This is a genomic window from Streptomyces sp. NPDC089424 (genome assembly GCF_044749345.1).
Classification (GTDB): Bacteria; Actinomycetota; Actinomycetes; order Streptomycetales; family Streptomycetaceae; genus Streptomyces.
Genome location: NZ_JBIVHU010000002.1, coordinates 445624 through 469368, shown reverse-complemented (window position 1 = coordinate 469368; position 23745 = coordinate 445624). Strand labels below are relative to the sequence as shown.

Here is a 23745-nt window from a genome sequence, read left to right as displayed (position 1 = left end):
GACGCCCCAGCTTCCGTGATGTGACGTAGTTCGGGAGGAGGTCGCGGACCTGACGACGGCGACGCCGTGACTCAGTCCCGCAGGCCCCAGTCCAGACGGTCGGTCAGACCGGCGGCGGTGAACGCGGCCAGCAGGTCGTCGCGCCCTTCCGTGAAGTGGGCCCAGCTGTCGTAGTGGACGGGGACGACGCGCCGGGCACCGAGGAGCCGGGCGGCCTCGGCGGCCCTGGCGCTGTCCAGGACGATCAGCTCGTTGTCGAAGAGCTCCGGAAAACGGGGGGCGCCGGCGAAGAGGAGGGCGGTGCCGACGGGGGCGAAACGGTCGGCGATCTCCGCGACGACGTCGAGCGAAGCGTTGTCGCCGCTGACGTAGACCGTCGGCAGACCCTCTCCCGCCAGGACGAAGCCGACGACCTGGCCGGTGATCGACTCGACCGTCTCCCGCGGGCCGGGGCCGTGGACGGCGGGGACACCGGTCACGGTGATCGTGCCGCCGTCCGGGCGGTCCAGCTCGACGGACTCCCAGTCGGACAGGCCACGGGCCGCGTGGACGCCCCTGTCCTTGAGTCGCTGTCCGCCGCCGGGTGTGGTGAGGGTGAGCGGCACGTCGGCGAGCAGGGCGCGGCCGGAGGTGTCGAGGTTGTCGGGGTGCTCGTCGTGCGAGAGCAGGACCACGTCGACGGCTCCGAGGTCGGAGGGTGCGCCGGTGGCGGGAGCGGTCTTGGTCAGGAACCGGCCGTCGGGCCGGAGGTAGTCGCCGGGTGCGTCGAACGTCGGGTCGGTCAGGAATCGCAGGCCGCCGTACTCGAAGAGGGCGGTCGGACCGCCGAAGACGCGGACGGGAAACGAGTTGGTCGTCGTGGGAAGGGAAGACATGGCCAGACCTCACGGATGGAAGCAATTAAACCGTGATACGACCGTAGACGCATCTCACGGATACGTGCAAGCCGTACCATGAGGAACATGAGGGAGCCCCTGATCGAAGAGCCCGGCCTTCCGCCCGCGCAGGGCGAGGAGGAACACCTTTCTCTCGCCCTCGCCAACAGCGCGATCGCCCTGACGAGCGGGCACACGGTCGATCTCCTGGGCACCCCCGCGCAGGCCGACCACTGGCTGACGGAACGCGGTCTCGCGCCGGCCGACGCCGGGATGCGGGAGATGTGCGTGACGCAGTTGCGTTCCCTGCGCGAGCAGATCAGGTCGCTCTTCGCCGCCCGAGCCGAGAACCTGCCCGCCCTCCCGGCGGCTGTGCAGGCGGTCAACGACGCGATGACCCGCGTCCCCACCGCCCCGCTGCTGCTCTGGGACGAGAAGACCGGCCCTTACCGCGCCACCTCACACCCCACCACCGCCATCGTGGACCACGCCCTGGCCACCCTCGCCGCCGACGCTTCCGACCTGCTCACCGGCACCGAAGCGGACCGCCTCACCGCCTGCGGCTCCGCCCCCTGCAACCGCTACCTGCTGCGCTACGGCCGCCGCCAGTGGTGCTCCACCCGCTGCGGCGACCGCGCCCGAGCCGCCCGCGCCTACGCCCGCCGCACCACCGCTTCCCCGTGACGCCTCAGCCACCCGAGACGACCTCTGCCAACTCGTCAGCGGCTTCGGGGGTCAGGCGGTAGAAGCCTTGAAGACTCACCGAGTTCTCGAGACGGCCGTCCACCACGTACTTCGGACCGCGGGTCCGACCTCGACGGTTCCGCCAGGTGAGCCGCGCGAGCAGCTCACCGGGGACGGGCATGTCGAAGCGCACGGGCGTCGCGTCCACATGCACCGACTCGGCGCCGCAGCCACCCGCGCCGAGCATCGACCAGTCGTCGTGCCCGGGATACGCAGGGTCCTCCCAGCTCGCCGGGGCCGCGCCGCAGCAGGCGCGCCGCTCCCTGTCGATCACTCGCATCCGACTCACCACGAAGACCTCGCGCCGGTTGACGTGGAGCGCGTACACCTCGTCCCCGGTGCGAACACCGCTCCACGCGGGCAGGGACGAGTGAACGCCGCTGAAGGCGACCGGCGGTCGCTCACCCACGCGGCCCGCCCTGCGCAGGGCACGGCACGTGTCTTGGGTCCATAGAACGGTGAAGGCATCAGGCATGCCGTGATCCTATGGACGGGGTCCGACAATCTCCCGGCGTACCGACCGCCCCGAGCGGGCGCGAGCGGCTCAGTCAGGCAATTCGCAGCGGCTCACCGTGACTTCCCGCGGTCCGTGGTCTCGTTCTGCTGCTTGCCCTCGCCCTTGGGAGATCCGGGGGACGGGTCGGGTCTCGTCGCCTCGGGCGTCGGGGCAGGAGGCGTGCGCGTCGACTGGGCGAGCACTCCGGCGCAGTACGAGGCCACGTTCTCGGGGGAGCCCGCCGCTTCCTCCAGACGCTGCCGTACGGCGTTGTCGGCAGGGGTGTCCCGCTGTGCCTGCTGGGCATAGGCGCGGCAGTGGGCCACCTGGTCCTGTGCCGTGGGCGGTCGTTCAGTGGCGGGTCTGTCGTCGCGGGCCCCTGGAGTCGCCGCTCCGGCTCCGCTCCCGGGCTCGGTCGAAGGGGGCGACGAGATGCGCGGCGCGGGCGATGTCTGACCCGGCGGTGAGGGGGCGGGGCGCTGGGAGGGCGAGGGGATCGCTCCGGTGGCGACGGCCACCCCGCCCAACAGCACGCCGCCGACCAGAGCACCGGCCCCGACCCTGATCCAGCGTCTGCGCCGTGGTGGTTCGACAGCGCGCCAGTCGTCCATGGGACGGGTGGGCAGGCCCGCGCCGTGTTCGTCACGTGCCGCACGGAACGCGGCCAGAACGTACTCGGGCGTCCGCGGAGCAGCGGGTGCCGTACGAGCGGCGGCGGCCAGGACGTCGTCCACGGTCACGGACTGCTGTTCCTCCTCGCGGCGCACGGCGTCTCCAGATCGGTCGGCGGTCATCTTGCCTCTCCCAGCGGTCGGGAGTCGGAATTCGTCACGTGCTCGCTCCCGGACACGGCGAGTTGCCCGGCGAGCCGTTTCAGGCCGCGGTGCACGGCTGAGCGGACCGCGCCGGGTCGTTTGCCCATGACGCGCGCCACGGAAGCTCCGTCGAGGCCGATCACCGTCTGGAGGAGTATGGCCTCTGCCTGCTGGCGGGGCAGGGTGTTGATCAGAGCGAGGGCCCGCTCGGTGGAGAGTCTCTCGAAGGCCTCGTTCGCCGTGTCCTGGCGGGCCGGAAAGCCCACGAGGTCGTCATGTTCCAGTGGGGACGCGCGGGGACGGCTCTTGAGCCGACGCAGGTGATCGAGTGCCCGGTGCCGGGCGATCGTCGCGGTCCAGGCCCGAAAGCCGGCTCCGTCACCGCGGAAGCGGCTCAGGTCGCGTGCGATCTCCAGCCAGGCGTCGGAAGCCACGTCCTCGGCGTCCTCGCCGACCATCCCCCGCAGGAACCTCAGCAAGGGCGGGTGAACAAGGCGGTACGCCGTCGAGAAGGCAGCCTCGTCACCGCGCTGCGCACGCGCGACCGCCTCTCCCAGTTCGTCGTCGTACACCTCTGGCCTGCGCCTGCTGTCCCCACCCTTGGCCACGCTTCCCTCTTCGTTCCGTTCGCACGACACACGAGTGCCGTATGTAACCCCCATCCATCCCAGCGACAGGAGCGAACAGAATGTCACGCCTCACATCAGCGCCCGTGGCCGGCGGTGCCCGGCCGGGCAGTCGTCCGCCGCTCCGGGCGGGAGCGTGGTCGATCAACGGCCCTTCGCCGCGCACCTCCCGGTAGTGATCTACGTCACCGCGACCCGATCCCGCGTGACGGAAAGCGGCTGAGGCGCGCTGGGACGTGCGGGCCGCCCCGAGGGGTGTGCCTCGATCGACGTTCGTAAGTGGCCCTGGCGGGCCTTCCATGGGGTGGGATACATCGTGAGTCGTCGTACATCGCATGCGTACAGACCACTGAGCTTGAAACGGCGGACGTGGCTGACGCTCGCCGCGGTGGTCGTCGGGGGCGGAGGCGTGGTGACGTACGCGGTCGCCAGTCCGACGGGACCGGGCGCGGAGGGCCGGGCCAAGCGTCCGGTCAAGGTCTACGACCTCACGCTGCAGGGCACCGGATCCGGCAAGCGGGAGCTGCCCCGCACGGACACGGAGCAGTTCTCCCTCGTCGGCGTCTCCTGGACCGGAGCGGTGAAGCGTCTCGACGGCACGGCCCAGGTCCGTACCCGCGCTCTGGAGGGCGACGAGTGGAGCGACTGGCGGGAACTTGAGGTGAACGTCGACCCGCCGGAGGATCCGAAGGCCGGGATGCGCGGTGCGTCCGAGCCGCTGTGGGTCGGTCCCTCCGACGCCGTCGAGGTCCAGGTCGTTCATGAGGACGGCACGACGGGCGCACTGCCCAAGGGGCTCAAGGTCAGCCTGGTCGATCCCGGTGTGGTGACCGACGCCGAGGCGCAGGCGCCCGAGCCGGCGGCGTTCGTCGCCGAGGGGAGCAGCCCGGCGGCCACTGACACCGAAGACGCCACCGCGACGCCGACGGACGGCCAGACCACCACACCCCCGGCACCGAGCGACCCCGCGTCCCCCGCGCCCAGCGATCCGGCGTCCCCCGAGCCGACCGACACCACGCCCACGGCGGCACCCACCGACTCGGCGTCCCCCTCGGCCCCGCCGAGCCCGAGCCCGACCCCGAGCCCGTCGGCCACCAAGCCCACCGCGCCGCCGTCGAGCGTGCCCCGGCCGCCCATCACCTCGCGTGCCGGCTGGGGCGCGGACGAGTCGCTCAGCCCGGACCCGTCCGAGTACAACGCCGACGTGAAGGCCGTCTTCGTCCACCACACCACCGGGGCCAACGACTACTCCTGCGCCGAGTCGGCGTCCCTGGTGCGCGGCATCTACGCCTACCACACGCAGGTCAGCGGCTGGAACGACGTCGGCTACAACTTCATCGTCGACAAGTGCGGCACCATCTTCGAGGGCCGCAAGGGCGGCGTCGACCTGCCGGTGCTCGGCGCCCACACCTATGGCTGGAACCGTGAGGCCACCGGCATCGCGGTGCTCGGCGAGCACACCTCCCTCAGCGCCTCCAACGCCGCGCTTGCCTCCGTCGCCCGTGTCGCGGCCTGGAAGCTCGGCCAGTACGGCGCCGACCCGGCGGGCACCGTCCAGCTCAACGCCGGGGCGACCCAGAAGAACTACACCGGCACCAGCTTCACCGCGGGCACCAAGTACACCTTCAAGCGGATCTCCGGTCACCGCGACGCCTTCAACACCGAGTGCCCCGGCAACTCGCTGTACCCCCAGCTGTCCACGATCCGCGCCTGGGCGGCCGGTCCCGTACAGGGCCTGAAGGTCACCTCGATCACGGGGGCGGGCCTGTCGGGCTCGACGTACTACACGAAGGGCGCCATCACCCCGCGCTGGTCGGCAACCACGCCGGCCGCGCTCATCTCCAAGTACGAGCTGCTGGTCGACGGCAAGGCCGTCGCCACCGCCGCCGGCACCGCCACGTCGGCGTCCGCCACCGTCGCCGCGGGCAGCCACTCCGTCGCCGTACGGGCCGTCCACCAGTCCGGCAGGACCACGACCACCGCCGCGGTGACCGTGGTCGGCGACACCACGGCTCCCACCTTCACCACGACCCCGAAGATCTCCTTGCGCACCGGCACGGTCAACACCACCGCCGTCCCGGTCACCCTCGGCTGGAAGGCCGCCGACGACAAGGCGTTGAGCTCGGTGAAGCTGCTCTCCCCGACCACGGCCACCTTCGGCCCCACCACCACGGCCTCCAGCCGCACCGCGAAGTCCGGCACCGCCGGCATCTGGTCGATGCGCGCCTACGACGCCGCGGGCAACTACCGCACGACGTCGCCCTCCTACACCCCGATGATCCTGCAGGAGAGCTCCGCCGCCAGGTCCGGCACCTGGACGACCCGGTCCTCCACCAGCTACCTGGGCGGCAAGTCGTACTCCAGCGCCTCCAAGGGCGCGAGTCTCACCTGGACGTTCACCGGCCGCTCCGCCTCCTGGGTGGTCTCCCGGGCCTCCACCTCCGGCCAGGCCTACGTGTACGTGGACGGCGTCAAGGTCAGCACGGTCGACCTGAAGTCCGCCACCACCCTCTACCGCCAGGCGATCTGGACCAAGACCTGGTCCAGCAGCGCCAAGCACACCGTCAAGATCGTCGTCGTCGGCACCAGCGGCCGACCCACGATCACCACCGACGGCCTCGTCCACATCAAGTAGCCCCGCACCATTCCCATGATTCCCATGAGGAGAAGCGTGATGAGAACCAGGATGCCGGGCCGTCGTCCGGCCCGTACGGCGGCCGCCCTCACGGCGGCAGTTGCCCTGGCGTTGACGGCGGCACCGCTGACGGGCACGGCGCAGGCCCACGAGGCGGTCACGGGGTCGCTGAGTTTCAGTGGTGAGCCCGGCGAGTACATCTCCGGCGGCGAGTCCCACACCTACACTCCCGACACGACCGAGATGTTCGACATCTCGGGCCCGGTCTCGGAGTCGGCCGTGGGCGCGACCGTCGTCACACCGCAGGGCGAGCGCTGGTTCCTGCACATGGAGGCTCCCTACGGCCAGAAGCTGACCGAGGGCACGACCTACACCAACGCCTCGAGTTGGCCCGACGCCGGGCCGCAGGACCCGCAGTTGCAGTTCAGCGTGACGGACAGGTACTGCGAGAGCGGCACCGGCTCCTTCACCATCCAGCACATCGCCTACGGCCCCTACGGCTACATCCGAGAGGTCGACGCCACCTTCGAGCGCTACTGCAGCGGCTCCACGCTGCCCGTGCGCGGCGAACTCCACGCCCGGATGCCCGAGCCGCCGGCGGAGCTCGCCATCGGCATGGGCCTGAACACCACGGGGACGGTGGACACCCGCACGGGCGAGATCACCGTCGGCGGCACGGTGACCTGCAACAAGCCGACCCGCATCACCCTGACCGTCAGCGCCTACCAGGTCCGGAAGCGTGAAACCGCGACCGGCTCGTACGAGGACCTGGTCGTCCTCTGCGAGCCCGGCGCACCGGTGCCGTGGACCGTCTCCTTCCCCAGCAACATCGACCCCACCGCCTCCTTCCAGCCGGGCGAGGCGGTGCTCCGCGGGGTGGGCAGGGCGGACGATCACGACTACCCCGTGAGCGTCGACACCGGCTTCCCGAGCGCCGGCATCACCCTCGTGAGGTCCTGATCCGCGATGGCCCGGCCGCGAGCGGCGGCCGGGCCATCTGTTGCAGTCGGTTCCGTCGTGATCAGTCCGTCCCTGGCCGGCGCCTCATGCGGCACAAGGTGTACTGGACGGCGGCTGAGCCAGGTTCGCTTCGGCCCAGACGACCTTGTGGCCCGGCACCGGGCGGGAGCCCCATCGGCGGGAGAGCCGGGCGACCAGGGCGAGACCCCGGCCGTTCTCCTCCGTGCTGCGCGCGCTGCGCATACGGGGGGCGCGGGGGTCGGTGTCGGACACCTCGATGGTCAGGACCTGATGCTGGATCAGGCGCAGACCGATCGGGCCGGTGCTGTGGCGGACGGCGTTGGTGACCAGCTCGCTGATGATCAACTTGGTGGAGTCCTCAAGACCTTCCATGCCCCATGCGGCCAGTTGGACGGCGGCCAGGTTCCGGGCCCGGCACGCGGCGGTCTCGTCATGGGGCAGGGTCCAGGTGGCGACCTGCGCCGGGGTGAGTGCGCGGGTGCGGACGAGGAGCAGGCTGGCGTCGTCGCGGGCCGTCTGGCTCCGGACCGGCTCCATCGCCCGGGTGCACAGGTCCTCCAGGGACATGTCCGGTCGTGCGAGGTCGGCGCCCAGTCGGTGCATGCCTTCCTCGATGTCCCGGTCGCGGTGCTCGATCATGCCGTCGGTGTAGAAGGCGAGGAGAGTTCCCTCGGGCAGTTCCAGCTCCATGGACTCGAAGGGGACTCCCAGACCGATGCCCAGCGGCGCCCCGGTGGGGAGGTCGGGGAAGGTGACCGGACCGTCGGGGTCGATGATCGCGGGCGGCGGGTGCCCGGCCGCGGCCATGGTGCACCGGCGGGTCACCGGGTCGTAGACGGCGTACAGAAGCGTGGCCCCCACCGGCGCGGTGCCGTGCTCGGCGTCGTCGGCGTCTCCTTCAGCCTCTCGCTGGACCGCCTCGTCGATGAGCGCCAGCAGTTCGTCGGGGGACAGTTCCAGTCCGGAAAGGGCGTGGACCCCGGCCCGGAGCCTCCCCATCGCCGCGGCAGCGTTGATGCCGTGCCCGACCACGTCGCCGACCACCAGGGCCACCCGGGCACCGGACAGCGGGATCACATCGAACCAGTCACCTCCGACACCTCTGTCGATGTCGGCGGGCAGGTGGTGCGAGGCCGCCTCGACGGCCGCACCGCCCCGCAGACGGCGGGGGAGCAGACACCGTTGGAGTGCGAGCGCCGCAGTCTGCTCGCGGCGGTACTGGCGAGCGTTGTCCAACGACACCGATGCGCGCTCGAGGAACTCTTCGGCCAGGAGCACGTCGTCCTCGTGGAACGGTGCCGGATTCTCGGTGCGGACGAACTCCGCGGCGATCTCCTGCGCCCGCTCCGGGTCCTGGTCGAGCCAGGAGCCCCGAGCGGTGCCCAGGAGTGCCTCCAGGCACGGCCTCCCGGTGCGCAGGGCCTCCGCGTAGGGCGAGGCGGGACCCATGGGCACCGGCTCACCGTGCACCCACAGTGATTCCGGGATTCCCTGGACGACCGGGGCCAGACCTGCGCGGCGGAGCAAGGGGAGGCGCTCGCCCACGGTGCCGACGCGGACCGGGGGTCCCTCGCCGAGAAGGACCGACTGCTCCAGGTCGACGGTGACGAAGTCGCCGAACAGCGGCACTGCCAGATCGGCCGGCTCCTGACCGCTCTGCATCACGTCCAGGGTCACTCCCAGGCGAGTGCCCACCTCATCGAGGACCGCCATGCGTTCGCGCTCCAGCCGGCTCTCGGTGAGATCGGCACTGATGGCGCATACGCCCAGCGCCTTGCCGTCGGCACCCCGGAGGCAGGAGAACGAGACCGCGAACGGGCGCTCCTGTCCGCGACTCGCCGGCAGCCATGTCCGGTACTCGTGGACATCGGTGCTGCCACTCCTCAGGACTCGTCGCATCACCGCTTCAGTGGCTTCGGTCTCGACACCTGGCCATACGTCGGTGAGCCCGCGTCCGAGTCGCCGCTCCCGGGAGATGCCGTCGTGGCTTTCCATCGCGTCGTTCACCCAGGCACACCGGAGGTCCAGGTCACGGACGACGACACCGATCGGGGCGCGGTCAAGGAGGGACCCCCGCAGCAACGCGTCGACCGCGTCCCCGGACGGCACGCCGATGTCGGTCGCCGACACGAGCCACCGCGCTGCTCCGTCGCGCCCCCGCAGCGACGAGATCCGCATCCCGACGTCGATCATGCGGCCGTCCCGGTGGCGCACCGCCGGTACGCCCGACCAGCCAATGCCTTCGCGGCACCGTTCGACGTAGGCCGGCATCGTCGGCGCTGCCTCGAAGCACGGGAGGACGAGTCCGACGGATCGGCCGACCATCTCCCCCGCGGAGTACTCGACGAGGTACTCGGCGGCCTGCGTCCACGCGACCACCGTCCCCCGGTCGTCGAGCAGCGCGAACGCCGTGTCGGATATGTCAGATGCAAGCATCCGCTCACCGAGTGTCACTCGGCCGATGCTGGTCGTGTTCTCGGGCATCGAACTGTTCCGTTCCGGGGTGGCCGTGAAGCGCGGCGGTATGAGTGGAAGGGTGAAATTTGTCTCTTTTCGACTAGTTGACCGGACGGCGCTCCGCTCTGTGACAAGGTGGCGCGCCCTGGCTGAGACGGCTCGCAAGGGCCTGATCCGGGAATCCGCGGTACCGCTCGCTCCACCGGACAGCCGTACGGCCGTCCGGTGTGCGGAAGACACTGCCCACGTAGCCGATGTAGCAGCCCTGCGCTTCGTCATAGCCGGATCGAATGTTCGTCGGAGAGCGCATCGACAACGGGAGCGCCGGCCGGCCGGGCTCTGGCGTTCCGTGTCACGGCATCGACCTCTTCCTCCGCCTCACGGCGCAATGAGGCCTCGATGCCCTCGCTGGCGTTTCAGCAGTCCCGATCAGTGCGCGCACGTTCCAGGCCGCCACGGCGGAGCACCCCAACGCCATGATCAGGACCGCCCATCGCACCTGGTTCATGGGCCGTGGCTCGCTTCACCCGCTCCGGTGCGTGGCAGAACAGACAATTGCCACCCCGAGGCTTTCGCCGGCCCAACTCCACGTGCCGTCCCGTCACCCCGCGGGTTCGATCCGCAGGACGGCTGCGTCGTCGCCGGCTTCGACGACCTTCAGGCTCATGGCGTCGTTGACGGTCGCGGCCGGTCCTTCCTCGCAGGTGAGCGAGACACCGCCGCCGCCCGCCGAGGACACGCCGCCACCTCCGGAACAGCCCGCCACGCTGTAGCCCGACCCCGTCAGCGGCGCGACCATGGTCACTTCGCCGCCGGTGATCGCCGTCACCTCGATCGGGCCCAGGCCGTAGGAGTCCGGCACTCTCACGACATCCCCCACGGCCACCTCGATCTCGCAGGATCCATCGGCGCACGGCCCGGTCGGCGAGGGCGACGGTGGGGGAGTCGTACTCGGGACGGGCGTCGACGAACCGGGATCGGAACGACTGGGGCGTTCGTCGGCGGAAGTGCCTCCCGACGAATCCGAGGAACAGGACGTGAGAGCGGCCAGGACGACAGCGGCCAGAAGGACGGTGGATGATGTTCTACGCATCATGGCCCTCATCCTGCCCACCCCGTACGCCAGTTATGGGCACGCCGACCGCGCGGGCCCGCTCGGTCCGACCCGGGCGGCGGCTTCGTGGAAGGCTCGGCGGACGCCGACGATCCCGTCCCCGGCGCGCGTCGGATGGACGCGGTTGGTGAGCAGCACGGCGTAGCGCGCGGTGGCGGGATCCACCCACAGGCTGGTTCCGGTGAAGCCGGTGTGCCCGTAGGAGTCGGGTCCGAAGGAGCTGCCGACAGGCGAGGTCACGGGGTCCTGTCCTTGCCAGGCGAGGGACCGCCGGAGCGCGAGATGGTCCGTGTGCGCCGCCGTCATCCGGGCGAACGTGTCCGCTTTCAGGAGCTTTCCGCCACCGGCGGCGAGCGCCGCGCCGAGCAGTTCCATGTCCCTGAGCGTGGAGAACAGCCCCGCGTGCCCGCCCACGCCGCCGAGCACCGCCGCGTTCTCGTCGTGGACCTCGCCGACGATCGTCCGGCCGCGCCAGGGGCAGTCCTCGGTGGCCACCGCTCGGGTGCGCCACTGCGCGCCGGGACGGAACAGGGTGTGCCGCATACCGAGCGGTGCACCGACCAGGCGGTCCACCAGGTGGTCCAGCGGCTGTCCGGCGGCGGCCTCGGCGATCAGGCCGAGGACGATGAAGCCCTGGGAGGAGTACTCGACGCGGGCGCCTGGCCGCGCGGTCACGGGAAGCAGGCGGACCGCGTCCAGCAGTGCCGTTCGTGTGGGGTAATCACGGTACAGCGGAACCCGACCCGGGATGCCCGAAGTGTGGGTGAGCAGGTGACGTACCGTCAGGTTCTCCTTGTCGCCGCCACGGTAGTCCGGCAGGTGTGCGCCCACGGTGTCGTCCAGGGCGAGCACGCCCCGTTCCACCAGGGCCATGACGGCGAGTCCGACGATCGGCTTCGTCACCGACGCGAGGTCCCACAGCTCTGTTCCGTCCAGCTCGGGGCCGTTCCATGAACGAGTCCCGGTCCAGCCGCGCAGCACGGCGCCGTTCGCGTCGCCGACCGACCAGGCGGCGCCCGAGTAGACGCGTTCCTCGCGTCCACGAATGAGCACTTGGTCGACGCCGGTCATCGCTGATCACCCCGCGGTGCTGTGTGCATCGGGCCCGGCGGGGGAGTGGGCGCGCCGAGGCCCGCGGAAACCGTGCGTGCGGCGGCGCGCACCATCGGCCCGAAGACCTCCAGGCTGTCGGCGTCCATGGTGAACGTCAGTCCGCACACGGCGATGGCGCCGACGGCCTCGCCGTGCGCGTTCAGCACCGGCGCGGCCACCGACCGGACGTCCGGCTCCTCGTACTCGTCCTCCACCGCGTAGCCGCGCAGCACGGCCCGGGCCAGTTCGGCTCGCAGCGAGGCGGGGTCGGTGAGGGTGCGGGGCGCGCGGGCCACCAGGTCGGACGCGTGGAGCACCGCGGACAGCTCCTCGGGCGGCAGGGCGCAGAGCATGGCGAGCCCCACTCCGCTGGCGTACAGCGGTGCGCGATGACCGGGCCGTGCCGTCATCCGGTACTCGCGGGCCGGTTCGGACTGCGCCACGTACACCGCGTCGGCATCGTGCCGCACGGCGTAGAGCGCGACATGGCCCGTGCGCTGCCGTAGGTCGGCGAGGACGGGACGGGCAAGCGCGAGGGCGGTGCTGTCGTCGAGGGCCGCGGCCGCCAGGCCGAGCAGACGGGGGCCGGCGCGGTAACTGCCGCCTTCCGCGGGCTCGGCGAAGCCGTGTTCCGCCATGGCGCGCAGATGCCGGTGGACGGTGGGCTTGGTGAGCCCCGTCCGTCGTGCGATCTCGCCCAGGCGATGGGGACCGCCGGGCTGGACGAGGGCTTCGAGCACCTCCATCGCCTTCTCCACGGGCCCCTTGGCGGGCTCCTGGTCGACCGATCGGGTGTTGACCGCTTTCACCATGTCGCTTAGCTTAACCCAACCGCATTCCATCTGACGGAACGGAGATGCTGTTCAGTGGAACGAATTCGTCAGGGACGCACGGTGGACCGGAGTGATCCGACCCGGCGAGGCGTCCTGCGGACCGGTGGTCTGCTGCTCGGTGCGCTCACCGCTCCCGCGCTGCTGAGCGGTTGCGGCACCGCGGCGGCAGACGGCGCGGGAAACGTGCTGCGGGTCTCCCAGCCGGGGGACCCCAAGACGCTGGACCCGCACAAGCAGGGCGACATGGTGTCGATGAACGTCCTGATCAACATGTTCGACACCCTCACCACGCGGGGCCGGGACAACCAACTGCATCCCCGTCTCGCCCTGTCGTGGAAAGCCACCGACGCGCGCACCTGGCGCTTCGCCATCCGCCCCGGCGTCACCTTCCACAACGGCGAAGTGTGCGACGCGCGGGCCGTGGCCTTCAGCATCAAGCGCCTGCTCGACCCCGCGACGCAGTCACCGATCGTCGAGCTGCGCTTCGTCGAGGACGTCACCGTCGTGGACCGGCTGACCGTCGACGTGCACACCACGGTGCACGATCCGATCCTGCCCGCCAAGCTGTCCCTGTTCGGCGGCGTGGTCGTCCCGCCCCGCCATCTGTCCGAGGTGGGCGACGACGGGTTCGCCGAACACCCCGTGGGCACAGGGCCGTTCACCTTCGTCAGCTGGCAGCGCGACCACGAGTTGCGCATGCGGGCCCACCCCGGCCACTGGAACGGACGCCCGGGCATCGACGGCCTCGTCTTCAGCCCCGCCCCCAACGCGTCGTCCTCCCTGGCCGCTCTGCAGAGCGGTGGCGTCGACCTCGTAGCCGGGCTCACCCCCGACGCCGCCCAGCAACTCCAGGGTTACGCCGGTGTGAGGATCGACGGCCACACCGGCATCCGCACCTCCTATCTCTCGCTGAACACACTGGAGAAGGGCCCGCTGCAGGACCGCCGGGTGCGCCGAGCGCTCAACCACGCCGTCGACGTGCCGCTGCTGATCGAAGCGGTACTCGATGGCAAGGCGACCGAGACACCCGCGCTCGTCCCCCGCGGCGCCTTCGGATTCGACCCCTCCGTCAAGCCGTTCACCCGCTCGGTGAAGACCGCCCGCGCGCTGCTGGCCGAGGCCGGATACCCGAGCGGTTTCGAGACGACCCTCACGGCCTCCAACGTCGACTCCAACGTCGCGGAGGCCATTGCGGGGCTCCTGGCCCGGGCGGGAGTGCGCGCACGCGTCGACCTCCTCGATCCCGGCACCTACTCGACCCGGCTCACCTCCGACAACCGCGGAGCCCTCGGTCCCATGTATCTGGCGGCCAGCACCGTGTGGACGCTGGACGGGCAGAGCATCGTCCAGTCGAACGTGCGCAGCGACCGGCGCCAGAGCCGCTGGCACTCCGCCGAGGCGGACCGCCTCATCGACGCCGAAGAGCTCTCCGAGGACCCCGCCAGGCGCGAGCAGGCGTTCTCCGACCTCCAGCGGCTGATGCGGGAGGAAGCGCCCTTCGTCTTCCTGTACCAGACGGACAACATCTACGCCCGCAACGAACGGCCGCGCTGGCAACCGGGATCCGCCGGTGTGCTGGCCATGGAGAGCGCGGAGGTCTCCCGATGAGCCTCACCCTGGACAAGCCGCCCGCGGCGCCGGCGGTCCGTCCCCCGCGAAGCGGCGGCTCACGCGTGCCGCGCATGGTCCTCCACCGCCTCGCCACCGCCCTGCTCGTGCTGTTCTGCACCGCGACGGTCGCCTTCTTCCTCGTCCGGCTGTCCGGGGACCCGGTCAAGATCCTGCTGCCGCCCGACGCGACCGCCGCACAGGAGAGCACGCTACGGGCCTCGCTCGGCCTCGACAGGCCGCTGCTCACCCAGTACCTCGACTACCTGTGGGGGATCTGCCGCTTCGACTTCGGCGACTCGCTCGTCTACAACCAGCCCGTCGGCGAGATCCTCCTCGACCGACTGCCCGCCACCGTCGAACTGGCCGCCGCGGCACTGACGGTGACCCTCGTCGTCGCGATTCCCGCCGGCATCTTCGCCGCCATGCGGCGCGGCCGCGGCTCGGACCACACGGTGATGACCGGCGTCCTGATCGGCCAGTCCACGCCGCCCTTCTGGGTGGGCATCCTGCTCATCCTGGTCTTCGCGGTCTGGCTGCGGGCCCTGCCCGCCTCCGGGTACGGCACCTTCGCCCACCTGATACTCCCCGCGGTCACGCTCGCCATCTACTCCGTCGCCGTCGTCGCCCGGCTGCTGCGGTCCTCACTCATCGACGTCCTGTCCTCCGACCACATCCGCACCGCCCGCGCCAAAGGTTTCGGCCCGCTGAAAGTGGTCCTCACCCACGGCATGCGCAACGCCTCGCTGCCCGTGGTGACCGTGGTCGGCCTGGAGGTCGGCAACCTGCTCGGCGGAGCGATCCTCACCGAACGCGTCTTCTCCTGGCCGGGCGTCGGACAGCTCACCGTCGAGGCGATCTCCAACCGCGACTTCCCGCTCGTACAGGCCACCGTCCTGTTCTTCGCCGCAACCTTCGTCGTGGTGAACCTCCTCGTCGACCTCTCCTACAGCTTCCTCGACCCGAGGGTGAGGACGTCCCGATGACCGTCATGTCACCTGCCGCGACCGACGGGACGACCGCACAAGCCCCGGCCGACGCCTCCCGCTCCGCCGTTCTGCGCTCCCTGCTGCGCAGCAAACTGGCCGTCGCCGCACTCATCGTGCTCACGCTGCTGCTGGCGGCGGCCGTGCTCGCCCCGCTCGTCGCGCCCTACGACCCCAACGCGCAGAACCTGCTGCTGCGCCTGCGCCCTCCCGCCTGGCAGGAGGGCGGAAGCACCGCCCACCTCCTCGGTACCGACCAGCTCGGCCGCGACCTGCTCTCACGGGTCGTCCACGGAGCGCGGGTCTCCCTGCTGGTCGGCGCCGGAGCAGCACTGCTGGCCGGCGTGATCGGCACGATCGTGGGTCTGTCCTCCGGCTACTTCGGCGGCTGGACCGACCGCGCTTTGATGCGACTCGCCGACGTCCAACTCGCCTTCCCCTCGCTGCTCCTCGCCCTGGCGATCGTGGGCTTCGTCGGCTCGGGCCTGTGGATGGTGATCCTCGTCCTCGGCTTCACCGGCTGGGTCTCCTACGCCCGTGTGGTGCGGGCCGAGGTGATGTCACTGCGCTCACGCGACTTCGTCACCGAGGCCCGGGCGATCGGCGTCACCGACGTCACGATCATGCGCCGGCACCTGCTGCCCAACGTGCTGGCGCCGCTGGCCACCATCGGCACCCTGCACGTCGCCGCGGCCATCGTCGCCGAGGCCTCCCTCAGCTATCTGGGGCTGGGCGTGCCCAAGGAGACGGTCACCTGGGGCGGCATGCTCGCCGACGGCCAGCTGTACCTCGGGACGTCCTGGTGGGTCGCCGTCTTCCCCGGCATCGCCCTGATGCTCACGTCCCTCGCCATCAACATCACCGGCGACGCCCTGCGCGACGTCGCGGACCCGAAGGCCTACCGCCGATGACGACGAACCGACCGACCACCGCGCCGAGCCGCCGCCCGGCGCACGACGAACCGCTGCTCCAGATCAAGAACCTGCGCGTCGACTTCCGGCTGGAGACCTCCGTCGTGCACGCCGTCCAGGACGTCTCCTTCGACGTCCGCGCCGGCGAGACCCTCGCCGTGGTCGGCGAGTCGGGCAGCGGGAAGACCGCCACCGCGCTGTCCGTCCTGCGCCTCAACCCCAGCCCACCGTGCGTCTACCCGGCAGGCGAGATCGTCTTCGGCGGACGAGACCTGCTCACGCTCTCCGAGAGGGAACTGGGACAGGTGCGGGGACGTGAGATCGCCATGGTCTTCCAGGACCCGATGACGTGCCTCGACCCGCTCCAGCGCGTCGGTTCCCAGGTCGCCGAGGTGCTCAGGCACCACACCGGCATGTCCAGGGCCGAGGCCAAGGAGGCCGCGCTGGCCGCGCTGGAGGAAGTAGGCGTCCCCGACCCGGCCGTGCGCTACCGGCAGTACCCGCACGAACTCTCCGGCGGCCTGCGCCAGCGCGTGATGATCGCCGCCGCACTGGTCTCGCGGCCCCGGCTGCTCATCGCCGACGAACCGACGACCGCTCTCGACGTGACCGTCCAGCAGCAGATCCTCGACCTGCTCGTCACCCTCCAACGCGGACACGACATGGCGGTCCTGCTCATCACCCACGATCTCGCGGTGGTCGCCGAGACCGCCGACCGCGTCGTGGTCATGAACAAGGGCACGGTCGTCGAAACGGGCGACGTCCTCGACGTCTTCGACCGTCCGGCCCACGACTACACCCGCGAACTGCTCGCCGCGACACCGCGATTGGAGGCGGCATGAGCACAGGCACAGGCACAGGTACAGGCACAGGTACAGGCACAGGTACAGGCGCCAGGACGCCCGCGACCGCCGAGGCACTCCTGGAACTCGTCGGACTGCGCAAGGAGTTCGGCACCGGCGGGGTCCACGTCGCCGTCGACGACGTGTCGCTGGAGGTCCACGAGGGCGAGACCCTGGCCCTCGTCGGCGAGTCCGGATGCGGCAAGACGACCCTGACCCGGCTGCTCCTGAAGCTCGTCGAGCCCACATCGGGCAGCGTGCGTTTCGACGGACGGGACCTCGCCACGCTCACCGCGGCCGAGATGCGCGGCGTCCGCCGTCAGATGCAGGTCGTCCTGCAAGACCCGTACTCCAGCATGAACCCGCGCATGCGCATCGGCGACATCGTCGCCGAACCCCTCGTCACCCACGACCCGGCGGCCCGCGGGCGGCGCGCCAGGGCCCGCAACCGTGAGCGGGTCGGGGACCTGCTGGAGGCCGTGGGCCTGAGCGCCGGCATCCAGGACCGCTACCCGCACGAGTTCTCCGGCGGCCAGCGCCAGCGCGTCTCCATCGCGCGGGCCCTCGCTCTGCGACCCCGCCTGCTGGTGCTGGACGAACCGACCAGCGCCCTGGACGTCTCGGTGCAGGCCACGGTCCTGGACCTGCTCGCGGACCTTCAGCAGCGCCTCGGGCTCACCTACGTCTTCGTCTCCCACAACCTCGCCGTCGTACGCCAGGTCGCCGACCGGGTCGCGGTCATGCGCCACGGACGCCTCGTCGAGGTCGGCGACGCCGCGACGGTGTTCCGCACCCCCGAACACCCCTACACACGGCAACTGCTGGACGCGGTGCCGGACCTCGACCCGCGACGGGGCCGCCGCGCCGCCGAGCGGCTGCCCGCAGCGACTGAAGAGAGCCGATGACCGCCCCCGCACTACCCGTGCGACAGCACCAGACCGGCACCACCGAGGAGCGCGACATCGTCGACCGCGGCCTCACTGACCAGCACCCGCGGCTGCTCGGCACCCGAGAACGCCACAGCCGCCCGCAGCCGCTCCTCGACCACCGTACGGAATCGCTCCCCGCCCTCACGCGCCTCGCCGTGCAGGATGAACAGCCCCGGAGCGAACAACTGCTGGACGTTCACCAGCCCCAGCGCGAGGTTCCGCGCGTACTCCTCGACCACCCGGGCGGCAGGCCCGTCCCCATCGCGTACCAGCGAGGCGAGCGAGACGCCGTCCCCGACACCCGCGGCACGTGCCCGCGCGCGCAGCCAGCCGGTGGTGGCGAGCGTCTTCCAGCAGCCGCGGTTGCCGCAGGTGCAGCGCTCACCACCCGCCGAAACGGTCATATGGGCACCGCTGCGGCCACCTGGCGGCGCCATCACGTCGCCGTCGTAGAGGACCCCCACACCGAGGACCTCACCGGTGGAGACCGAGGCGAAGGTCCGACGGCCCCGGCCCGCACCGAACCAACGGTCACCCAGCACCTGAAGCCGCGCCCGGTGCTCGACCCGCACGTGCACGCCGGTGAGCGCGCCGAGCCGCTCCGCCACGGGATACCCGTGCAGCGCGGGAACGTCGTTGACCTCACGGATCAGACCCGTCAGCGGGTCGACGAGTCCGGCGGCGGCCACCCCTATGCCCCTGAGGTCCTGACCGTCGAAGACCGTGGCCGCCTCGCCGAGGGCGGTGTCGATGTCCGCCGGGGTGGCGCCCGACGCGTCGTACGCGGTCTCGACACGTTCCAGGATCCGGCCCGCCCCGGACAGCACCGCCGCCCTGATGCGACCCGGCACCAGCTCGACGGCCCCCAGCGTCTGTGGCGCACGGGGAGCTGCCGGTTGCGTATCGGCCGCGGTGACCAGTCGCAACGGAGAACGTTTGTGGACCATGCGCCGACTCTGCCATGGGCCCGATTCGGAGAGGTAGCACCGTGAGCCAATCGAGACTCAGCGAACTGACCTGCCACGAAGTACGGCGGGCCGGTGAGCACGGCATCGCCCTGCTGCCCATCGGATCGCAGGAGCAGCACGCCGCACACCTCCCGATGGGCACCGACACGTACCTCGTCGAGGAGGTCGTCGACCGGGCGCTGCACCTGCTCGCCCAGGAGCCCTCGGGGCCCGAGGTGGTGCGGCTGCCGGCACTGCCCTACGGGCACAGTCCGCACCATCTGTTCGCCGCCGCCGTCTCGCTGTCCGCGGCCACTCTCGGCGCGGTCCTGGACGAGATCCTGGACTCCCTCGTCACCAGCGGCCACCGCCGCGTCATGGTCGTCAACGGGCACGGCGGCAACGACGAGATCATGCGGCTGGCGGTGAAGCGGTTCGCGCTGCGTTCCGAGGTCACCGTCGCGGCCTGCTCCTACTGGAACCTCACCACGGGCGAGGCCGACCTCGGCCGACCCGAGGTCACCCCCGGCCACGCCGGATGGTTCGAGACGTCTCTGATGCTGGCGGCCCACCCCGGCCTGGTGCGCACACCGGTCCCGGCGCGCACCCCCGTCGAACCGCCGCCCCTGTTCGACCGTCCGCCCCACCCCGGCCTGACCGTCGAGCGACACGGGGAGTGGGCCCGGGTCGGTGGCGCCACGGACGACCCCTCGGGCGCCGACCGCGTCGCCGGAGAACAACTGCTTCAGGACAGAGCACGTGGACTGGCCCACGCCGTCGCGGCCTTCGACGCGGCCACGCGCTGACACCGGTCGTCGTCCCGCGCACCACGGCCGCCGCGCAGGCCGCCGCCCCCGCACCTTGCAAGGAGAGAGAATGAAGATCACTGATGTCGACGTGTGGGTCGTCAACCTCCCACTGATCAATCCCTTCACGAGTTCCTTCGAGACCAAGACGGGGGAGACCCGCACCGTGGTGCGCGTCCGCACCGACGAGGGCGTCGAGGGCTGGGGCGAGACGATGTGGGGCAGCCCGGTGGCCGCGATCGTGCGGTCGATGGCCCCGGACCTGATCGGGACCAGCCCTTTCGCGCTGGAGAGCTTCCACCGCAAGCAGCACATGGTGCCGTTCTTCTACGGCTACCTCGGCTACGCCGCGATCGCGGCCGTCGACGTCGCCTGCTGGGACGCGATGGGCAAGGCCACCGGGCAGTCCGTCACCGACCTGCTGGGAGGCGCCGTCCGCGACGAGGTGCCGATCACCGCACTGATCACCCGGGCCGACGCACCGCGCGCCGAGCGGGCCGACCTGCCGGCGGCCCTGGCGGAGCACGCCGTACGTGTGGTGGGCGACGGCGGATTCCAGGCCGTCAAGCTCAAGGGAACCCGCGACGCCGAGGGCGACGTCGCCATCCTGCGCGCGGTGCGCGAGGCACTGCCCGAGGTGAACCTGCGGGTCGACCCCAACGCGGCCTGGTCCGTACCGGACTCGGTGCGTGCCGGCATCGCGCTGGAGGAACTCGACCTGGAGTACCTGGAGGACCCGTGTGCCGGCATCGAGGGCATGAGCCAGGTGAAGGCCAAGGTCCGCATCCCGCTGTGCACCAACATGTGCGTCGTCCGCTTCGAGGACTTCGCGCCCGCCATGCGGCTCAACGCCGTCGACGTCATCCACGGTGACGTCTACAAATGGGGCGGCATCGCGGCGACCAAGGCCCTCGCGGCACACTGCGAAACCTTCGGCCTCGGCATGAACCTGCACAGCGGCGGCGAACTCGGCATCGCCACCGCCGCGCACCTCGCCGTCGTCTCCAGCACCCCGGTGCTCTCCCGGGCGATCGACAGCATGTACTACCTGCACGCCGACGACATCATCGAGCCGCTCCACCTGGAGAACGGCAGGCTGCGCGTGCCGACCGGCCCCGGTCTCGGCGTCACCGTGGACGAGGACAAGCTGCGGCACTACGCCGCCGTCAACGAGCGGGAAGGTGACCTGACCGGATGAACGAGCCGACGGTCAAGCAGCAGGTCCACACGCCCTCCGCCCCGCGCCCCGCAGGGGCCTACTCCCAAGGTGTGGTGGCAGGCGGATTCCTCTGGACGGCGGGCTTCGGCCCCCAGGACCCGGCCACCGGCGAGACCCCGGAGGGCGTCGCGGCACAGACCACCCAGGTACTGCGCAACATCGGCGCCGTGCTCGCCGAACACGGACTGACCATGCGGGACGTCGTCAAGGTCACCGCGCACCTGCAACACCTGCGACGGGACTTCCCGGAGTACGACGCCGCCTACCGCACCTTCTTCGAGGAGCCGTACCCCGTCCGCACCACCGTCGGCTCGGACCTGATGAACATCCTCGTCGAGATCGACGTAGTAGCCACCCTGCCCACCCACTGACGCCGACCTGTCCGTCGCCCACGTCGACCACCGAGCAGAGACCTGGCCCCGTGCGGGGGCACTGCGGCCGATTGGCAGTGCCCCCACCGGTCCACCAATGCGACAGAGCACCCACCGCGAAGGGCGAACAGCAGCGAGGTTGTCACGTCCCGGGCACCAGATCCGACATCGCGGACAGCGGAAGCGACGGGTTGGCGGCTGCGGCTTCCACCACTCGCCAATCGGTGTCGGTGAGCAACGTCGAGAGGGCCGACGGAGGCAGCGCCGGATGGCTCGCTGCTACGCGCTGTGCCTGGTTGTCTGCCAAGCAGGCGAGTAGCGCCGGGGCTGTCGCGTTGCGATGCCTGGCCACCTCGCGGAAGGATTTCTGCACCGGTGGTTCGTGCCGGGTCAAGTCCTCCAGCAAGGCTCCACTTGCGCCCGGGTTGGCCGCCACCTTGGCGACGACCTGGACTCCGTGCCGTTCGACCATTGCGCGCAACTGTGCTTCGGAGAGGCCCGGGTGGCCTGCGACGGACTTCACGACTTTCGCGTCGGGGTCGATGGCCAGCGCGTCGCGGATCTCGTCCGGTAGATCGCGTCGTTGGGCCAGGAGCATCCGTAGGGTCGGGTTCGGGGAATGAGCCAGATCCTCGACTTCGGCGGGAGTCGCCGCTGCTATCCGAGGCAGCAGAGTGGCGCCGATCTTGGTAGCGCCGGCCAGGTGACGGAGCACGTCGAGTGGCACGTGCGGGTTGTGCGCGAGCCTGCGCTGCACATCGTGACCGCGGTCGTCGGCCAGAACCGTCATGAGGGCGTCGTCCACCGCCGGATTCTCGGCAAGAGTGGCTCGGACACCGGGAACGGGGTCCGCGGCGAGTCGTCGGCACACCTCCGGGGGAAGATCCGGGCGGGCAGCGAGTGCCGAGCGCAGAAGAACTGATGGATGGTCGACGAAGCTCGACGCGGCTTCCGTGGGTGTCGCCCCATTCCGTAGTGCCGCCTGTTGCACGTCGTGGACGGTGGACTGATGAGAGCCGTCGCAGGCAGCTCCCGGCAGGAGATCGCAGTCCGGCCGCGGGCAGTTCTGATCGTGTGCGAACGGCGTTTCTTCGCGGTCGCAGACCAGACACCTCTGCGCGGGAGGCAACCCCGTGCCGGTGATCAGTGCTTCCAGGATCACCGGGGGTGTCGCCTCGTTGGCTGCCACCGCGCGGCGGACCTCGGCGTGAGGATGCTCCGCAAGCCTGCCGGCCACTTCCGGCGTGGCCCACCACGCGAGTTCTGTGACCACTCGTACGTCCCGGTCCGCCGCGAGCGTCTCCACCACATCGGACGGGAGGCCGGGGCAAGCAGCCAGCTTTTCCCGTCGTCCGACGACCGGGTCTGCGGCGAACAGGCGCGCCCACTCCGGGCTGCCACCACCTTCGTCCAACAGTGCCAGGGCCGCGTGTGGTTGTGCCATCGGGTCGATGTCAGTGGCCGTCAACCTGCCCTCGTACACGAGCCGAACGGCGCACTCCTCGTCGCGAGACGCCAACGCGACCGCCTGCGCATGGCTGAGGTCTGGGCGACCGGCGAGCTCCGCAGCGACCTCAGCGTCCGCGACCGCGATCAGCCGGTCGACCAACCCGGACGGCAGTGCCGTGTTGGCAGCGAGCCCGCACAGGATGTGGTGGACGTTGTTCACGGAGAGCATCCTGTCTCGGCCACGGCTCAGAAGCTCCTGGTTTTGCAGCCCCGGGGCTCACCTCTTCTTCACGCCCTCGTTCCAGATCAGCTTGGCGATGCTCGGCTTCACCGCCGTGGTGATGACGCCCATGGCCGTCCGGACGTACCGTCGCTCCGCCAAATCGAGCAGCATGCTCGCGGCGAGGTCGGCGCGGGCGGTGAAGACGCCGTCCGCGCTGTTCTCGGCGGTGTGGAAGTCCGTCACTGCCGGATGCTCGAAGAGGCCCGAGGGCCGGACGAGGGTCCAGTCGAGGTCTGTCCGGCGGATGACGGCTTCCATGCGGCGCATGTCCTCGTGGAGGGTGCGGCCGAGGCGTCGATTCACCAACGGGTCGAGCACATGGTTGAAGAAGTGCGCACCGGTGGGCCGCCAGTTCGGGTCGGCGATGCTGGAGCTGACGGCCAGCAGCCGCTTGATGCCGTGGCGTGCCATGGCCTCGGTGATGACGGTGGCGCTCGCCGAGTACGTGCTGATGGTCTCCTTGCTGAAGCGCGCGCCCAGCGCCGACAGGACGGCCTCGGTCCCGTCGACGGCGGCGTCGACGGCCGCCGGGTCGGTGGCATCGGCGACGGCCACGGTGAGCCCGGGCCGCCGAGGGAGTGAGCCGGGGCGGCGGGTCACCGCGACGACCTCGTGCCCGCCGGCGAGAGCCTGTTCGGTGAGGTGGCGGCCGGTCGGCCCGTTCGCGCCGAAGACTGCGATACGCATGGTGTCGGGCAATCCCTTCGTACGGATCTCGGAACGCCC

Annotated in this window: 22 protein-coding genes; 11 read left to right on the top strand and 11 right to left on the bottom strand. The window is 70.8% G+C overall.

The window, feature by feature from the left end:
• Window positions 1-71: 71 nt before the first annotated feature.
• Complete coding sequence (locus ACIP2X_RS09775) at window positions 72-875, bottom strand: MBL fold metallo-hydrolase (RefSeq protein ID WP_401669821.1); 804 nt, start codon at window positions 873-875, stop codon at window positions 72-74.
• Between the two features lie 87 nt (window positions 876-962).
• Here ACIP2X_RS09775 and ACIP2X_RS09770 point away from each other — a divergent pair, with 87 nt between their 5' ends.
• A complete protein-coding gene (locus ACIP2X_RS09770) occupies window positions 963-1559 on the top strand; it encodes a CGNR zinc finger domain-containing protein (protein ID WP_401669818.1) in 597 nt (198 codons plus the stop codon).
• A 4-nt stretch (window positions 1560-1563) separates the two neighbouring features.
• Here ACIP2X_RS09770 and ACIP2X_RS09765 read toward each other — a convergent pair whose 3' ends face one another.
• The 3 genes from ACIP2X_RS09765 to ACIP2X_RS09755 all read right to left on the bottom strand — a co-directional run bounded on the left by ACIP2X_RS09765 (window position 1564) and on the right by ACIP2X_RS09755 (window position 3538).
• Window positions 1564-2094: a hypothetical protein gene (locus ACIP2X_RS09765; RefSeq protein ID WP_401669816.1), complete on the bottom strand. Its 531-nt coding sequence runs from the start codon at window positions 2092-2094 to the stop codon at window positions 1564-1566.
• A 92-nt stretch (window positions 2095-2186) separates the two neighbouring features.
• Window positions 2187-2909 (bottom strand): hypothetical protein, encoded by a 723-nt coding sequence (locus ACIP2X_RS09760; protein WP_401669814.1) that lies wholly within the window; start codon window positions 2907-2909, stop codon window positions 2187-2189.
• The gene (locus ACIP2X_RS09755; RefSeq protein ID WP_401669811.1) at window positions 2906-3538 is read right to left on the bottom strand and encodes an RNA polymerase sigma factor; all 633 of its coding nucleotides are present in this window, start codon (window positions 3536-3538) and stop codon (window positions 2906-2908) included. Before ACIP2X_RS09755 ends, ACIP2X_RS09760 begins: the two co-directional genes overlap by 4 nt.
• Window positions 3539-3911: 373 nt before the next feature.
• On the opposite strand from ACIP2X_RS09755, the gene ACIP2X_RS09750 reads away from it, so the two are divergent.
• Both ACIP2X_RS09750 and ACIP2X_RS09745 read left to right on the top strand, forming a co-directional pair.
• On the top strand, window positions 3912-6191 hold the full coding sequence (locus tag ACIP2X_RS09750; RefSeq protein WP_401669809.1) for a peptidoglycan recognition protein: 2280 nt from the start codon (window positions 3912-3914) through the stop codon (window positions 6189-6191).
• Between the two features lie 39 nt (window positions 6192-6230).
• Window positions 6231-7151 (top strand): hypothetical protein, encoded by a 921-nt coding sequence (locus ACIP2X_RS09745; RefSeq protein WP_401669807.1) that lies wholly within the window; start codon window positions 6231-6233, stop codon window positions 7149-7151.
• An 84-nt stretch (window positions 7152-7235) separates the two neighbouring features.
• On the opposite strand, the gene ACIP2X_RS09740 is transcribed toward ACIP2X_RS09745, so the two are convergent.
• The 4 genes from ACIP2X_RS09740 to ACIP2X_RS09725 form a co-directional block, all read right to left on the bottom strand.
• Window positions 7236-9608: a SpoIIE family protein phosphatase gene (locus ACIP2X_RS09740; RefSeq protein ID WP_401669804.1), complete on the bottom strand. Its 2373-nt coding sequence runs from the start codon at window positions 9606-9608 to the stop codon at window positions 7236-7238.
• Window positions 9609-10230: 622 nt separating this feature from the next.
• On the bottom strand, window positions 10231-10497 hold the full coding sequence (locus tag ACIP2X_RS09735) for a hypothetical protein (RefSeq protein ID WP_401669802.1): 267 nt from the start codon (window positions 10495-10497) through the stop codon (window positions 10231-10233).
• Between the two features lie 258 nt (window positions 10498-10755).
• A complete protein-coding gene (locus ACIP2X_RS09730) occupies window positions 10756-11814 on the bottom strand; it encodes a serine hydrolase domain-containing protein (protein ID WP_401669799.1) in 1059 nt (352 codons plus the stop codon).
• Entirely contained in the window at window positions 11811-12647 is an 837-nt protein-coding gene (locus tag ACIP2X_RS09725; RefSeq protein WP_401669797.1) for an IclR family transcriptional regulator, read from the bottom strand. Before ACIP2X_RS09725 ends, ACIP2X_RS09730 begins: the two co-directional genes overlap by 4 nt.
• Before the next feature lie 54 nt (window positions 12648-12701).
• On the opposite strand from ACIP2X_RS09725, the gene ACIP2X_RS09720 reads away from it, so the two are divergent.
• Genes ACIP2X_RS09720 through ACIP2X_RS09700 form a run of 5 tightly spaced genes read left to right on the top strand, consistent with a single transcriptional unit; the run spans window position 12702 to window position 17920 of the window.
• The gene (locus ACIP2X_RS09720; protein ID WP_401669795.1) at window positions 12702-14276 is read left to right on the top strand and encodes an ABC transporter substrate-binding protein; all 1575 of its coding nucleotides are present in this window, start codon (window positions 12702-12704) and stop codon (window positions 14274-14276) included.
• Window positions 14273-15262 (top strand): ABC transporter permease, encoded by a 990-nt coding sequence (locus ACIP2X_RS09715; protein WP_401669793.1) that lies wholly within the window; start codon window positions 14273-14275, stop codon window positions 15260-15262. The genes ACIP2X_RS09720 and ACIP2X_RS09715 overlap by 4 nt, the downstream gene beginning before the upstream one ends.
• Complete coding sequence (locus tag ACIP2X_RS09710; protein WP_401669790.1) at window positions 15259-16173, top strand: ABC transporter permease; 915 nt, start codon at window positions 15259-15261, stop codon at window positions 16171-16173. The genes ACIP2X_RS09715 and ACIP2X_RS09710 overlap by 4 nt, the downstream gene beginning before the upstream one ends.
• Window positions 16170-17015: an ATP-binding cassette domain-containing protein gene (locus ACIP2X_RS09705; protein WP_401669787.1), complete on the top strand. Its 846-nt coding sequence runs from the start codon at window positions 16170-16172 to the stop codon at window positions 17013-17015. The genes ACIP2X_RS09710 and ACIP2X_RS09705 overlap by 4 nt, the downstream gene beginning before the upstream one ends.
• The gene (locus tag ACIP2X_RS09700) at window positions 17012-17920 is read left to right on the top strand and encodes an ATP-binding cassette domain-containing protein (protein WP_401669785.1); all 909 of its coding nucleotides are present in this window, start codon (window positions 17012-17014) and stop codon (window positions 17918-17920) included. The genes ACIP2X_RS09705 and ACIP2X_RS09700 overlap by 4 nt, the downstream gene beginning before the upstream one ends.
• Before the next feature lie 11 nt (window positions 17921-17931).
• On the opposite strand, the gene ACIP2X_RS09695 is transcribed toward ACIP2X_RS09700, so the two are convergent.
• The gene (locus ACIP2X_RS09695; protein ID WP_401672273.1) at window positions 17932-18870 is read right to left on the bottom strand and encodes an ROK family protein; all 939 of its coding nucleotides are present in this window, start codon (window positions 18868-18870) and stop codon (window positions 17932-17934) included.
• Between the two features lie 62 nt (window positions 18871-18932).
• Between ACIP2X_RS09695 and ACIP2X_RS09690 the strand changes: the two genes are divergently transcribed.
• From ACIP2X_RS09690 to ACIP2X_RS09680, 3 genes are all read left to right on the top strand, one after another.
• The gene (locus tag ACIP2X_RS09690; protein WP_401669782.1) at window positions 18933-19697 is read left to right on the top strand and encodes a creatininase family protein; all 765 of its coding nucleotides are present in this window, start codon (window positions 18933-18935) and stop codon (window positions 19695-19697) included.
• Window positions 19698-19767: 70 nt separating this feature from the next.
• Window positions 19768-20895, top strand: a complete 1128-nt coding sequence (locus tag ACIP2X_RS09685; protein ID WP_401669780.1) for a mandelate racemase/muconate lactonizing enzyme family protein — start codon at window positions 19768-19770, stop codon at window positions 20893-20895.
• The gene (locus ACIP2X_RS09680; protein WP_401669777.1) at window positions 20892-21287 is read left to right on the top strand and encodes a RidA family protein; all 396 of its coding nucleotides are present in this window, start codon (window positions 20892-20894) and stop codon (window positions 21285-21287) included. Before ACIP2X_RS09685 ends, ACIP2X_RS09680 begins: the two co-directional genes overlap by 4 nt.
• Before the next feature lie 142 nt (window positions 21288-21429).
• Here ACIP2X_RS09680 and ACIP2X_RS09675 read toward each other — a convergent pair whose 3' ends face one another.
• Both ACIP2X_RS09675 and ACIP2X_RS09670 read right to left on the bottom strand, forming a co-directional pair.
• Window positions 21430-22956, bottom strand: coding sequence for a hypothetical protein (locus ACIP2X_RS09675; protein ID WP_401669774.1), 1527 nt, complete (start codon window positions 22954-22956; stop codon window positions 21430-21432).
• Window positions 22957-23013: 57 nt separating this feature from the next.
• The gene (locus ACIP2X_RS09670) at window positions 23014-23706 is read right to left on the bottom strand and encodes an NAD(P)-dependent oxidoreductase (RefSeq protein WP_401669772.1); all 693 of its coding nucleotides are present in this window, start codon (window positions 23704-23706) and stop codon (window positions 23014-23016) included.
• Window positions 23707-23745 lie beyond the last annotated feature (39 nt).

Excerpts from the sequence above, each read along its gene's own strand:
- ACIP2X_RS09775 (WP_401669821.1), bottom strand. The coding sequence starts at position 875 with ATGTCTTCCCTTCCCACGACGACCAACTCGTTTCCCGTCCGCGTCTTC.
- ACIP2X_RS09770 (WP_401669818.1), top strand. The coding sequence starts at position 963 with ATGAGGGAGCCCCTGATCGAAGAGCCCGGCCTTCCGCCCGCGCAGGGC.
- ACIP2X_RS09765 (WP_401669816.1), bottom strand. The coding sequence starts at position 2,094 with ATGCCTGATGCCTTCACCGTTCTATGGACCCAAGACACGTGCCGTGCC.
- ACIP2X_RS09760 (WP_401669814.1), bottom strand. The coding sequence starts at position 2,909 with ATGACCGCCGACCGATCTGGAGACGCCGTGCGCCGCGAGGAGGAACAG.
- ACIP2X_RS09745 (WP_401669807.1), top strand. The coding sequence starts at position 6,231 with ATGAGAACCAGGATGCCGGGCCGTCGTCCGGCCCGTACGGCGGCCGCC.
- ACIP2X_RS09740 (WP_401669804.1), bottom strand. The coding sequence starts at position 9,608 with ATGCTTGCATCTGACATATCCGACACGGCGTTCGCGCTGCTCGACGAC.
- ACIP2X_RS09730 (WP_401669799.1), bottom strand. The coding sequence starts at position 11,814 with ATGACCGGCGTCGACCAAGTGCTCATTCGTGGACGCGAGGAACGCGTC.
- ACIP2X_RS09725 (WP_401669797.1), bottom strand. The coding sequence starts at position 12,647 with ATGGTGAAAGCGGTCAACACCCGATCGGTCGACCAGGAGCCCGCCAAG.
- ACIP2X_RS09715 (WP_401669793.1), top strand. The coding sequence starts at position 14,273 with ATGAGCCTCACCCTGGACAAGCCGCCCGCGGCGCCGGCGGTCCGTCCC.
- ACIP2X_RS09710 (WP_401669790.1), top strand. The coding sequence starts at position 15,259 with ATGACCGTCATGTCACCTGCCGCGACCGACGGGACGACCGCACAAGCC.
- ACIP2X_RS09705 (WP_401669787.1), top strand. The coding sequence starts at position 16,170 with ATGACGACGAACCGACCGACCACCGCGCCGAGCCGCCGCCCGGCGCAC.
- ACIP2X_RS09700 (WP_401669785.1), top strand. The coding sequence starts at position 17,012 with ATGAGCACAGGCACAGGCACAGGTACAGGCACAGGTACAGGCACAGGT.
- ACIP2X_RS09685 (WP_401669780.1), top strand. The coding sequence starts at position 19,768 with ATGAAGATCACTGATGTCGACGTGTGGGTCGTCAACCTCCCACTGATC.
- ACIP2X_RS09680 (WP_401669777.1), top strand. The coding sequence starts at position 20,892 with ATGAACGAGCCGACGGTCAAGCAGCAGGTCCACACGCCCTCCGCCCCG.
- ACIP2X_RS09670 (WP_401669772.1), bottom strand. The coding sequence starts at position 23,706 with ATGCGTATCGCAGTCTTCGGCGCGAACGGGCCGACCGGCCGCCACCTC.